Raw genomic sequence first — 12,863 nt, 5'->3', positions numbered from 1 at the left:
CCTCCTCATTCTCCGCCGCGAAGGATGGAATTGCCCTCGTGGAGGGGCTCCGGGGCTTCGGACACGTCGAGGCGGAGGCGACCGCTGAGGCCGTAGAAAGCGACGGGGTTGCGCCAGAGGACCTGGTCGACGTCGTCCTCGGTGAAGCCGGCGGCGAGCAGGGCGTCGCCGACCTTGCGGGTCTTGAGCGGGTCGCTCTTTCCCCAGTCCGCGGCCGAGTTGACCAGTACCTTTTCGGTGCCGTGGTCCTTGATGACCGCGACCATGCGGTCCTCGTCCATCTTCGTGTCGGGGTAGATGGAGAAGCCGAGCCAGCAGCCGCTGTCAGTGGCGGCCTTTACGGTTGTTTCATTGAGGTGATCGAGGAGGACGCGGCCCGGGGGGAGGTTCGATTCGCGGATGACGTCGATGGTGCGGTGGAGACCGGCGAGTTTGTCCCGGTGCGGGGTGTGGACGAGGGCGGGCAGGCCGTGGTCGGCGGCGAGTTGGAGCTGGGCGGCAAGGGCGGTGTCCTCGGCGGGGGTCATGGAGTCGTAGCCGATCTCGCCGACGGCTACGACGGAGTCCTTGACGAGGTAGCGGGGCAGTTCGTCGAGAACGGGGGTGCAGCGGGGGTCGTTCGCCTCTTTGGGGTTGAGGGCGAGCGTGCAGTGGTGGGCGATGCCGTACTGGGAGGCTCGGAACGGCTCCCAGCCGAGGAGTGCGTCGAAGTAGTCGAAGAAGCTGGCGGGCGAGGTGCGGGGCTGGCCCAACCAGAAGGACGGCTCCACGACGGCGCGCACACCGGCGGCGTACATCGCCTCGTAGTCGTCCGTGGTGCGGGAGATCATGTGGATGTGGGGGTCGAAGATGCGCATCAGGACTCCTCTGTGGGGGCGGCGGCCGTGAGGTCCGGGCCGGCCGTGAGGACGAGGACGCGGTGGAGATCGTCCGGCACTGGGCGGCTTGCGGCGGTGCGTTCGGCGGCGTAGTCGCGGAGCATCCGGGCGAGCTCGGCGTCGTGCCGGGCGCGCAGGGGGAGGCCGTCGACGGCGTCGACCGGTACGCCGGTGAAGAGGCACTTGAGTACGGCGTGCCGCCACGCGTGCTGGTCGAGGTGCTCGGCGGCGTACGGGCCGACCGCGGCGGCGACGAGACGGGTGTCGTTGGTGCGCAGGGCGTCTTCGACCAACGGCAGGGCCCGGTCGCCGAGTCCGCCCAGGTGGGGCAGAGCGAGAAGCACAGCGCGGCGCTCGGCGGCGGTGCCGTGGGAGTAGAGGCGGGTGGTGGTGGCGTGGTCGGGCTGTACGGCGTGCAGGAGGAGGACGCGGGCGGCGTCGGCGAGGTCCTCGCCTTCCTGGCCCACCAGGACCGTACGGCAGTGGCGGCCTGCCTCGGCGAAGCGGCGCTCCCAGGTGGGGAGGCCCCACTGGTCGGCCGGGCGGGGCGAGACGGCCTCGGCCTCGGCCTCCGCTTCGGCCTCCGCCACTGCCGCTGCCGCTGCTTCGGCCTCCGCGAGCGCCTCGTGGAGCCATGCCCGGCTCGCGCCTGCGAGGCGGGCTTCGAGTGCGGCTTGCAGGGCGGGTGTAGGTGCACTGTTGATCAGCTCGGTCAGCATCGCTCGCCTCCTGCCCGTGCGGCGTGGCGGTCGCACACCCGGGACTCCGCCGCGCGCAGGAAACGGATGGAGCGCTCGGCCAGGTCGGGTCCCGCGTGTGAGTGGCGGGGCAGTTCGACGACCGTCAGGCCCTGGTAGCCGGTGGCGGCCAGTGCGTCCAGGACGGGCGGGAAGTCGATCTCGCCCTCGCCGAAAGGCAGATGCTCGTGGACCCCCCGGCGCATGTCCTCGATCTGGACGTGCCGAAGCCAGGGGGCGGCTTCGCGTACGCAGTCGGCGGGCGGGGCCGGTTCCAGGCACTGGCAGTGGCCGATGTCGAGAGTGAGGCCGAGGGGAGCCGGGTCGCCCAGGGCGCGGCGCAGGTGATGGAAGTCGGCGAGGGTGGAGAGGAGGTGGCCGGGTTCGGGCTCGACGGCGAGCGGTACGCCGACGGTGGCGGCGGCATCGATGACCGGGGCCATGGCCTCCGTCAGCCGCTGCCAGGCGGTGTCGGCCGGGGTCCCCTCGGGGGTGACACCGCTGAAGCAGTGAACGGCGTGGGCCCCCAGGTCTGCGGCGACCCGTACGGCGGTGACGAGCAAGCCGACGCGGGCGGCGCGGCCTTCGGGGTCCGGGTCGAGCAGGGACGGGCCGTGCTTGCGGCGGGGGTCGAGGACGTACCGTGCGCCGGTCTCGACGGTGACGCCCAGGCCGAGTTGCGCCAGTCTGCGCGCCACTCGGCCGGTGCGGGCGGCAAGTTCGGGGGCGAGGGGGTCGAGGTGCATGTGGTCGAGGGTCAGTCCGACGCCGTCGTAGCCGAGGTCGGCGAGGAGGGCGAGGGCGTCGTCGAGGCGGAGGTCGGTGAGGCCGTTGGTGCCGTAGCCGAAGCGGATCGGGGCGATGGCGCCGGTCATGTGGGGCTCACCTTTCGCGAGAGCTTCCGGGCGAGGGGTACGAGCCCCATGACCGCCGCCCCGGTACCGACCGCGCCGCTGCGGGCCGCGAGGGCGGCCTGCAACGGGATCATGGCCCGGATCCCGCCGCCCACGGCGCGCTGGGTGAGGGGTGGGGAGGGATTGAGCGCGGCGTGGAGGAGGGGTCTGGCGGCGGTGCGGAAATAGGCGGCGGCCGCGAGGGCGGCAGGGGTTGCGAGGCGGGCGGCGATGCGGGCGGCGATGCGGATCGCTTTGTGCGGGGAGGGGTTGGGTGCGGGGGTGAGTGTGACCCCTGTGCCAACCCGGGGCCCCCAACCCGCGCCCCGGCGCACCACCGCACCTGGGCCGCGCGCAAGGTCGACCAGTGGCCAGGGGCAGGACGGATCGGGAACGGGCGCGGACCTTGCGCCAACCCGGGGCCACCAACCGGCACCCCCGGGCACCACCGCACCGGGGCCGCGCGCAAGGTCGGCCAGTGGCCGGGGGCAGGACGGATCGGGAACGGGCGCGGACCTTGCGCCAACCCGGGGCCACCAACCGGCACCCCCGGGCACCACCACACCGGGGCCGCGCGCAAGGTCGACCAGTGGCCAGGGGCAGGACGGTTCAGGAACGGGTGCGGACCCCGCGCCAACCCGGGGCCACCAGCGTTGGTTCGCGGGGTCGGGCTGTGGGTGCGGAATTTCCCCTGACCCTGCCCTTCCCGGAACTGGGCGCAAGCCCCCAGGCCCCTCAGGCCCCCCACACCTGGCGGGAGTGAACGTGGGGGCCGACGGCCCCGTGCCCCCGGGCGCGGCAGCTTCGCGCCGCAGGGTCGGGGCAGCCTCAGGAGTGCGTTGGCGGGCGGCCAGGGCGGCCAGCACCGTGGCCGCTGCCAGAGCGGCAAGGGGTGCCGCCGTCGAGCCGCCGTGCGCCTCGCGGCGCGAGACTTCCGTAACGGCGTAGGTGTGCGCGCCGAGCATCGCGGCGGCGGCCAGCGTGCCGGGTGACGTGAGGCGGCGCAGCGCGAGTGCCGCCCCGCCGCCGTCAACGGCGGGTGTCGCGGAGCACCCCGCGTCCCTCAACCCCTGGTGGGCCGGTACCAGGCCAAGGCCAAGGCCAAGGCCGACGCCGGCCGCAGCCACTGCCTTCCGCGCCCCGCCGCCGTAACCTGCGGCCGACCAGACCGTCCGGCGGTTGACGGCCGGGGGCCGGGGCGGCGCCACGGTTCGGGAAGGAGCGGGTTGGGGTGGGGCCTTCAGCGGACCGCGCCCCCTTCCCGTGGCCGCCGCGCCCAGGAGCAGGTCCAGGGCCCGCGCCGTGGCCATCGTGGCCGAGGCCGCCGGGGTGTGCTTCAGGCCCAGGTCGTACGCCCAGACCGTGGCCGCCAGTGTGCTTGCCACCGCCAGCGCAGGGCGGCCCGCACCCGCCGCCAGCATCAGGCCCGTCGCGGTCAGGGCTGCGGACGCCGCAAGGGCGGCCGGCGGGGTGATGCGGCCCGAGGGGATCGGGCGGTGCGGGCGGTCCACCGCGTCCTCCTCGCGGTCCGCCCAGTCGTTCAGGGCCATGCCCGCCTCGTACAGGCACAGCGAAGCCCCGACGGCCAGTGCGGTGCCCCGGTCGGGCCGTACGCCGATGGAGGCCGCACCCGCCATAGCGTCCCCCGGGACGGTGAACAGGGCCGAGACGCGCAGGAGTTCCGCCCATGCGCCGAGCGTGGAGGAGGGCGTCACCGGGCCTCCCGCAGGCGGGCCGCGAAGCCGAGCAGCGCCTCGTACTGTTCCGCCAGCGCCGCCGGTGCACCGCCGTCCGGGTCCTTGAAGTAGAAGCCCAGCTCCGGGAGCGGGCCCGAGATGCCCACCTCATGGGCACGGGCCAGCAGCCGGGCCAGGTCCAGGACCAGCGGCGCCGCCAGCGCCGAGTCGCAGCCCTGCCACGTCGTCTGGAGCGTCATCCGCGAGCCGAGGAAGCCCTCGAAGGCGATGTGGTCCCAGGCCGTCTTCCAGTCACCCAGCGCCGGTACGTCGTCGATGTGGACGTTGCCCTCGGGAAGGGCGCCCAGAGTGTCGGTCAGGACGCGGTTCTTGCCCGCGTTCTTGGCCGCCGCCGCGGCCGGGTCGGCCAGCGCCGCTCCGTCGCCGCCGCCCAGCAGGTTCGTGCCGGACCACGCCCGTACGCACAGGGCACGCTGCACGAACATCGGGGCGAGTACGGAACGGAGCAGCGTCTGGCCCGTCTTGCCGTCGCGGCCCGCGTGGGGAAGTCCGCCGGCCGCGACAGCATCCTGGAGGGCTGCGGCGTGCAGCCCGGTGGAGGGGGTGAAGTTGACGTACGGGCAGCCGGCCCGGAGCGCGGCGGCCGCGTACAGGGAGCTGGGCGGGAGGGAGAGGTCGCCCGCCGCCGGCGCCGGCTCCGTCGAGGCGACGTTGACCACGACCACCCGGTCCAGGCACTGCCTGTGCGCGAAGTCGAGCAGGTGCGCGGCGAAGGTGTCGATGAGTTCCGCTTCGCCACGCGTGTCGCCGGGAAGCGGGCCACCCGTCCTTACCTCCCGCTCCGCCGCCGCCAGTTCACTGCGTACCGCCGAGGCCAGCCCGTACGGCAGGACGCCGCCCGCCTCCAGTTCCTCGGCCCGTTTGGGCAGCGGGCAGCTCACCGTGTCGTGTCCGCCGAAGACGAGCGAGGACAGCGGAGCGAGGCCGCTTTCCTCGAACGGCGGGCTCTCGGTGACCATGCCGTGCGCCGCGTGGAGCCCCGCTGCGAGGGCCGCGCACCCCGCGACGGCGGTCGTGGCAACGGAGCCACGTGCTCCGACGAACCACACTCCGGTCCGTGCCGTGTGCGTCGCGGCCGCTGCTGTCCCGTCGGATTGGGTGGTCACGGGCTGCCTCCCTGCCAGAGAGATGGGTGAACTGGAGTGAGGGACGGCGGGCGGGGGCTCGGCGTGCTCCCGCCCGCCGCCGGTCCTGGGTTTGCCGGTCTAGGAGCCACTCCTCGCGGCGAGCTCCTTGACCTTGATGTTGCGGAAGGCGACCTGGTCGTCGGCGCCGTGGTTCTGGATGCCGATGTGGCCCTGGGCCAGGCTGCGCGCGGGATCGGTGTTCGTGAAGTCGTTGATCTTCACGCCGTTGAGGTAGATGCGGAGCCGTTCTCCCTCGACCTTGATCTCGTAGGAGTTCCACTCCCCTGGCGGGTTGAGCGCGGCGTCGCGTGCGGCGATGTCCGCCGCCTTGAAGCCGTAGACCGAGCCGGTGGTGCGGTCGGGGGCGTCGGATGCGTCGATCTGGATCTCGTATCCCTTGTTGACGGCCGACCACGGGTCGTCGGAGGCCGGGAAGCCCACGAAGATCCCGGAGTTGTCGTCACCGGCCGTCTTCCAGTCGAGCTTGAGGGAGTAGGACGTGAGCTCCTTGGCCTGGTACCAGAGCATGCCCATGCCGCCGACGGAGTTCAGCGTGCGGTCGTCCTTGATTTCGAAGGATCCGGGGCCCGCCTGCTTCCATCCGTCGAGGGTCTCGCCGTTGAAGATCGGCCGGTAGTCCTTCGAGGGCGTGCAGTCGGCCTTGGTGATCCCGGCGGCGTACAGCATTCCGCCCAGCAGGTGCTTGCGGAAGGCCGGTTCGGCGTACGACTCCTTGGTGTGGCCGCCGCCGGTGTAGAAGGAACGCCCGCCTTCGTACGGCTGGCACCAGGCGATCGGATGGTCGCCCTTCATGTTCCCGCCGGTGTAACTGGTCTCGTCGAGGGTGGCCAGGACGCGGGCCTGCTCACGCGGGTTGGTGCGGTAGTTGTACCACTCGTCGGTGCGCTGCCAGGTGGAGCCGAGATGCGCGGTGGCGGGGTGGTCGTGGTCCTCGACGCGCACGGTCGCGGGCTGGATCTGCGGGTGCGAGTCGAAGTACGCGCCGACGAGTCCGCCGTAGAACTTCCAGTCGTACTCGGTGTCGGCGGCGGCATGGATGCCCATGTAGCCGCCGCCGTCGGCGACGTACTGCTCGAAGACCGTCTGCTGATCGGCGTTGAGCACGTCACCCGTCGTGGAGAGGAACGCCACCGCGTCGTAACGCGCCAGGTTCTCGCGGGTGAACTGCTTCGCCTCTTCGGTGGCGTCGACGACGATTCCGCGCTCGGCACCGAGCTCCTTGAGCGCGGTGACGCCGGTGCCGATGGAGTCGTGGCGGAATCCGGCGGTCTTGGAGAAGACCAGGACCCGCTTCTTGGGGATCGCGTCGGACTTCGCCGTGGAGAAGGTGAAGTCGTCGACGTCGTAGAGGGCTCCGGCGCCGCCTTTGAAGACCAGGTAGAGAGTGGTCGTCCCGGCCGGGGGCCGCTTGATGGTGGTGGTGACGTTCTGGAAGACGTCCCAGCCGCCGGTCACGGGGACCACGGTGGAGCCGATGAGCCGGCCGTCCGGTGATCCGGTACGGACCTCCAGGGTGCCGCCCGCTCCGCCGGACGAGACGCGCGCGGTGAGCGAGGTGGCGTCGCCGACGCGGTAGGGCTTGAAGGCGATCCAGTCACCGTTGCTGATGTTGCCGACGGTCTTGCCGCCGTGCGCGGTCGGCTTGCTCTGCGGTGCCACGCCGCTCTGGGTGGAGTAGTGCTCGGCCTGGCGCTGCTTGGGCTGGAGCACCTTCTGGTCGTGGCTGGTCAGCGGGGCCTGGCCGCCGCCTCCGCCGTCCGTGTACTCGGCGTCGAAGACCGCGAAGATGTTGGCGTTCGGGTCGTGGCTGCTGTCGCTCGGCGTTTTGATGGTGCCGGTGCAGCCGTTGGCCGAAGTGGCCGGGTGGCCGTGACTGTCGTGGCCGAGGATGTACGTCGTCTTGACCTTGGCGCAGTCGACGGTGCCGTCCTCCGGGTCGGTGACCTTCACCTTGAAAGGCACGTCGTCGCCGAAGTTGAACAGCTGCCCGTCACCGGGCATTTCGAGCGTCACCTTGGGCGCCGTGTTGCCGACCACGACCTGTACGCTCGCCGACCCTGTACGCCCGGTGGTGTCCTTGGCGGTCACGGTCGCGGTGTACGTGCCGTTCTTCTTGTACGTGTACGTGGGGTGGGCAGCGGTCGACGTTCCGCCGTCACCGAACGCCCAGGAGTAGGTCAGTGCGTCGCCGTCGGAGTCCGCTGTCCCTGCCGAGGAGAACTTCACGCGCAGCGGGGCGATTCCGGACGTCTTGTCGGCGGCGGCCTCGGCGACCGGGGAGTGGCCGCTGGTGGCGTTCTCGATGCGGTAGAGCCCGGAGTTCTCGTTCCCGCCGAACCAGGCAGTGCCGTAGTCGAGGACGTACAGCGCGCCGTCGGGGCCGAAGGCGGAGTCCATGACCTGGGTGCCGGTCCAGGGGACGGGGTTGATGGACTGTACGGCGCCGTTGGCGTCCTGTTCTATGCGCTTGATCCAGCGCCTGCCGAACTCGCCCGCGAAGAAGTCGCCGTCGTACGCCTCGGGGAACTTCACCGGGGAGTCGAGGTCCTTGTCGTACCGGTATACGGGGCCGCCCATCGGGGACTCGGAGCCGGTGCCGAACTCGGGGACGGATCCGCCGTCGTACGGGATCCAGGCCTCCTGCGCGGGCGGCAGGTCGGTCAGTCCGGTGTTGTGCGGCGAGGTGTTCTTGGGCGCGGCGCAGTCGAACTTGGCGCCGGACTCCTTCGTCGCGAAGTCGTAGTCGACGTAGGCGTCGTTCTTGCCGGTGCAGAAGGGCCAGCCGAAGTTGCCGGGCTTGGTGACGCGGGCGAACTCGACCTGTCCGGCCGGGCCGCGCTTGGGGTCGGCGGCGCCGGCGTCGGGGCCGTAGTCGCCGACGTACAGGATGCCGGTGGGCTTGTCGACGCTGAAGCGGAAGGGGTTGCGGAAGCCCATGGCGTAGATCTCGGGGCGCGTTCTGGCGGTTCCCGGGGCGAAGAGATTCCCTTCGGGAACTGCGTACGAGCCGTCCTCGTTCACCTTGATACGGAGGATCTTCCCGCGCAGATCGTTCGTGTTGCCGGAGGTGCGGCGTGCGTCGTACGCCGGATTGCGGTTCGGGCGTTCGTCGATGGGGGTGAAGCCGTCGGAGGCAAAGGGATTGGAGTCGTCGCCGGTCGACAGGTAGAGGTTGCCCTGCGCGTCGAAGTCGATGTCGCCGCCGACGTGGCAGCAGATGCCACGCGTTGCGGGTACGTCGAGGATCTTCTTCTCGCTGGCGTTGTCGAGGCTGCCGTCGGCCTTGAGGACGAAGCGGGAGAGCCGGTTGACGCCGTCGTACTTGGCGAATTCGACGTCGGTGCCTTCGTTGGGGGCGTCGCCCGCAGGGGTGTCCAGCGGGGGCGCGTAGTAGAGGTAGATCCGCCGGTTCTCGCTGAACCTCGGGTCGATGCCGATGCCCTGGAGGCCCTCTTCGTCGTGCGAGTAGACCGGGATCGTGCCGATGACGCGGGTGTTGCCGGCGGCATCGGTCATCCGGAGCTCGCCGTCGCGTGAGGTGTGCAGGACTCTGCGGTCGGGGAGCACCGCGAGCGACATGGGTTCGCCCGTCTCGGGCTCGCCCTTGGCGAGGGTGACCTGCTGGAAGTCCTCGGCCGCGACGGAGGCGTCTGCGGCGGTGGCGGGGGTTGCCAGGGTGAGTGATGTGGCGGCCAGGAGGCTGCTGGTGAGGAGTGCGAGAGTTCTGCGTGCGTTGAGCCGTTTTCTGTGCACGAGTGTCCTCCGGAGTGAGCAGGTTGAACGGGCGGGTGCGGATGCGCTCGGATTACGGGAACCGGAGTGCGCCGTCACACCGGATTCCTACTCATGTCCTGTACATCTCAGGGACGGTAGCGGCGTTCGTCCGGATCGGAAAGCCCTTGCGCGGGAGGGAGGTTGAACTTTGCCCTGATGCAGGACAAAGCGGTGCGTGGGCAGCGGGGACCAACCCGGCGGCGGCGCCTTCCGCGGGGGCTTCGGAGGGGAAATGTTTACTCGGCGCCGCCGAACGCCGCGTCGAACGACGCCGTCGGCGGGTCGAAGTCGTAGCGTTTCAGCGTGACAAGCGCTTCCGGTGCGCCCGTCAGGCGGTCCATCCCCGCGTCCTCCCACTCCACCGAGACCGGCCCCTCGTACGCGATCGAGCGCAGCATCCGGAATACGTCTTCCCATGGAACGTCACCGTGCCCGGCCGACACGAAGTCCCAGCCGCGCCGCGGATCCCCCCACGGCAGATGCGAGCCGAGCCGCCCGTTGCGCCCGTCGAGCCGCTTGCGTGCCTCCTTGCAGTCGACGTGGTAGATCCGGTCGCGGAAGTCGTAGAGGAAGCCGACCGGATCGAGGTCCTGCCACACGAAGTGGCTCGGGTCGAAGTTCAGCCCGAAGGCGGCCCGGTGCCCGACGGCCTCCAGCGCTCGGTGCGTCGTCCAGTAGTCGTACGCGATCTCGCTCGGGTGCACCTCGTGGGCGAAGCGCACGCCCTGCTCGTCGAAGACGTCGAGGACCGGGTTCCAGCGCGCGGCGAAGTCCTCGTACCCGCGTTCGATCATCCGTTCCGGCACCGGCGGGAACATCGCCATCAGGTGCCAGATCGAGGAACCGGTGAACCCGACGACCGTACGGACCCCGAAGGCCGCCGCGGCCCTGGCCGTGTCGGCCATCTCGGCCGCCGCTCGCTGCCGTACGCCCTCGGGCTCGCCGTCGCCCCAGATACGCGCGGGCAGGATCGCCTGATGCCGCTCGTCGATGATCGCGTCGCAGACGGCCTGGCCGACGAGATGGTTGGAGATCGCCCAGCACTTCAGGCCGTACTTGTCGAGCAGCGCGCGGCGACCATCCAAATAGCCGGGGTCGGCCAGCGCCTTGTCGACCTCGAAGTGGTCGCCCCAGCAGGCGAGTTCGAGCCCGTCGTAGCCGAAGTCGCGGGCGAGCCGGCAGACCTCCTCCAACGGCAGGTCGGCCCACTGGCCGGTGAAGAGCGTGAATGGACGTGGCATTCCTGACGGACCTCCTAAGCGAGTACGGGCGTGTAGACCGCGTTTTTCTCTGCACTCTCCTCCACCGCCGCCAGAACTCGCTGCACCTGGAGCCCGTCGGCGAAGGACGGCTCCGGATCGGCGCCGGTGGCGATGGCATGGACCAGGTCGCGCGCCTGGTGGACGAAGGTGTGTTCGTAACCGAGGGCATGGCCGGGCGGCCACCACGCCTCCAGGTACGGATGCTCCGGCTCGGTCACGAGGATCCGCCGGAACCCGGAGGAGACGGCCGGCTCGGTATGGTCGTGGAAGGACAGCTCATTGAGCCGCTCCAGGTCGAAGGCCAACGAGCCCTGTTCACCGTTGAGTTCGAGCCTGAGCGCGTTCTTGCGGCCGGCCGCCATCCGCGTCGCCTCGAAGGAGGCCAGCGCCCCCGACGCGAGCCGCCCCGTGAACAGCGCCGCGTCGTCGACGGTCACAGCACCGCGCCCGGCCGCTGCGCCACCGCCGCCCGAGAGGCCGGACGGCGCCCCTGCGGGCAGCGGCCGCGAGCGTACGAACGTCTCGGTCATCGCCGACACTCCCACGAGCGGCTCCCCCGCCAGATACTGCGCGAGGTCGACTATGTGCGCCCCCAGGTCGCCGAGCGCGCCGGACCCCGCGTGCTCCCGCCGGAGCCGCCAGGCCAGCGGGAACTCCGGGTCGACGAGCCAGTCCTGGAGATAGGTGACGCGTACGTGCCTGAGCGCCCCGAGCCTGCCCTCACCGATCATGCGGCGGGCGTACGCCATGGCGGGGACCCGGCGGTAGTTGAAGCCGACCATCGCCACCTGGCCGCGTGCGCGTGCCCGTTCCGCCGCCGCCGTCATGGCCTGTGCCTCGGCGACCGAGTTGGCCAGCGGCTTCTCGCACAGCACATGCTTGCCCGCGTCGAGCGCGGCGACGGCGATCTCCGCGTGGCTGTCCCCCGGTGTGCAGATGTCGACTATCTGCACGTCGTCGCGGGCGATGAGGTCGCGCCAGTCGGTCTCCGCCGCTGCCCAGCCGTGCTTGTCCGCCGCTGCCCGTACGGCCGCGCGGTCGCGTCCGCAGACGGCCGCGAGGACCGGCCGCGCCGGCAGGTCGAACACGCGGCCCGCAGTGCGCCAGCCCTGGGAGTGGGCCGCGCCCATGAACGCGTATCCGACCATGCCGACGCCGAGCGCGGGCGGCTCACCGGCCGCCGCCTGCGCCGCAGCCTCCGCAGCCGCACCTGTACCCGTCTCCGTATCCGTCTCTTCCTTACGGGCCATCCGGATTCCTCCTCGTCGGACTCGTCACTCGCTCGGTGGGGGCAGGCGGGCGCGGCCCGGTCAGCTGAAGCCCGTCGGCAGGTAGTCGTCGACGTTGTCCTTGGTGACGACGGCCGAGTAGAGGGTGATCGAGGCCGGGATCTCCAGCTCGGACATGCCGCTGACGCCCTTGCCCTGGCCGAGTGCGCGCGCCAGGTCGATGGCGGACGCGGCCATGGTCGGCGGGTAGAGGACGGTGGCCTTGAGCACGCTGTTGTCCGCCTTGATGGCGTCCATCGCGGCCTTGGCGCCGGCGCCGCCGACCATCAGGAAGTCGTCGCGCCCGGCCTGCTGGATGGCGCGCAGGGCGCCCACGCCCTGGTCGTCGTCGTGGTTCCACAGCGCGTCGAACTTCTTCTGCGCCTGCAGCAGCTGGGCCATCTTGGCCTGGCCCGACTCGACGGTGAAGTCGGCGGCCTGGCGGGCGACCCGCTTGACGTTGGGGTAGTTCTTGAGGGCGTCCGCGAAGCCCTGGCTGCGCTGCTTGGTCAGCTCCAGGTTGTCGAGCCCCGCCAGTTCCACCACCTTGGCGTTCGGCTTGTCCTTGAGCTGCTCACCGATGTAGTTCCCGGCGTTCAGCCCCATGCCGTAGTTGTCGCCGCCGATCCAGCAGCGGTAGGCCTGCGGCGATGCGAAGATCCGGTCCAGGTTGACGACGGGGATGCCCGCCTTCATGGCCTGGAGGCCGACCTGGGTGAGGGCCTTGCCGTCGGCCGGCAGGATCACCAGTACGTCGACCTTCTTGTTGATCAGCGTCTGGACCTGGCCGATCTGCGCCGCTGTGTCGTTCGAGCCCTCGGTGATCTCCAGGGTCACCTCCGAGTACCTCTCGGCGCGCGACTTGGCGTTCTCGTTGATGGCGTTGAGCCACCCGTGGTCCGCCTGCGGACCCGCGAAACCGATGGTGACCTTCTTGCCGGGCTTGTCGTCGGCGGCGGGCGCGTTGTTGGCCGCCGGCTCCTGCTTCTTGGGTTCATTGCTGGTGCATGCGGTGAGCAGGGCGCCCGCGGACACGGCTGCGGTGCCGAAGAGCAGTCCTCTGCGACTGGTTTCTGGCATGGCTGTTCAACCCTTCAGTCAGGGATGTACGGGAGTGAGGGAGGAGGAGCGGGAGGAGGCGGAGGG

The 12,863-nt window shown here is 70.9% G+C and carries 9 protein-coding genes; all 9 read right to left on the bottom strand.

The window, feature by feature from the left end; translation table 11 throughout:
• Positions 1-5 precede the first annotated feature (5 nt).
• The 9 genes from PXH83_RS27565 to PXH83_RS27525 all read right to left on the bottom strand — a co-directional run bounded on the left by PXH83_RS27565 (position 6) and on the right by PXH83_RS27525 (position 12,797).
• A complete protein-coding gene (locus PXH83_RS27565; RefSeq protein WP_274563960.1) occupies positions 6-857 on the bottom strand; it encodes a TatD family hydrolase in 852 nt (283 codons plus the stop codon).
• On the bottom strand, positions 857-1,597 hold the full coding sequence (locus tag PXH83_RS27560; RefSeq protein ID WP_274563959.1) for an EboA domain-containing protein: 741 nt from the start codon (positions 1,595-1,597) through the stop codon (positions 857-859). Before PXH83_RS27560 ends, PXH83_RS27565 begins: the two co-directional genes overlap by 1 nt.
• Positions 1,591-2,490 (bottom strand): sugar phosphate isomerase/epimerase family protein, encoded by a 900-nt coding sequence (locus PXH83_RS27555; RefSeq protein WP_274563957.1) that lies wholly within the window; start codon positions 2,488-2,490, stop codon positions 1,591-1,593. The genes PXH83_RS27560 and PXH83_RS27555 overlap by 7 nt, the downstream gene beginning before the upstream one ends.
• Entirely contained in the window at positions 2,487-4,223 is a 1,737-nt protein-coding gene (locus PXH83_RS27550; protein ID WP_274563956.1) for a UbiA family prenyltransferase, read from the bottom strand. The genes PXH83_RS27555 and PXH83_RS27550 overlap by 4 nt, the downstream gene beginning before the upstream one ends.
• Complete coding sequence (locus PXH83_RS27545; protein WP_274563954.1) at positions 4,220-5,371, bottom strand: inositol-3-phosphate synthase; 1,152 nt, start codon at positions 5,369-5,371, stop codon at positions 4,220-4,222. Before PXH83_RS27545 ends, PXH83_RS27550 begins: the two co-directional genes overlap by 4 nt.
• A 99-nt stretch (positions 5,372-5,470) precedes the next feature.
• The gene (locus PXH83_RS27540) at positions 5,471-9,166 is read right to left on the bottom strand and encodes a ThuA domain-containing protein (protein ID WP_274563953.1); all 3,696 of its coding nucleotides are present in this window, start codon (positions 9,164-9,166) and stop codon (positions 5,471-5,473) included.
• 257 nt (positions 9,167-9,423) lie between these two features.
• Positions 9,424-10,428 (bottom strand): sugar phosphate isomerase/epimerase family protein, encoded by a 1,005-nt coding sequence (locus tag PXH83_RS27535; protein WP_274563952.1) that lies wholly within the window; start codon positions 10,426-10,428, stop codon positions 9,424-9,426.
• Between the two features lie 14 nt (positions 10,429-10,442).
• The gene (locus PXH83_RS27530; protein ID WP_274563951.1) at positions 10,443-11,699 is read right to left on the bottom strand and encodes a Gfo/Idh/MocA family protein; all 1,257 of its coding nucleotides are present in this window, start codon (positions 11,697-11,699) and stop codon (positions 10,443-10,445) included.
• Between the two features lie 60 nt (positions 11,700-11,759).
• Positions 11,760-12,797, bottom strand: coding sequence for a substrate-binding domain-containing protein (locus PXH83_RS27525; protein ID WP_274563949.1), 1,038 nt, complete (start codon positions 12,795-12,797; stop codon positions 11,760-11,762).
• Positions 12,798-12,863 lie beyond the last annotated feature (66 nt).

It is taken from the genome of Streptomyces spiramyceticus, from assembly GCF_028807635.1.
In the GTDB taxonomy this organism is placed as follows: domain Bacteria; phylum Actinomycetota; class Actinomycetes; order Streptomycetales; family Streptomycetaceae; genus Streptomyces; species Streptomyces spiramyceticus.
This window is presented reverse-complemented; position numbering and strand designations above follow the sequence as displayed.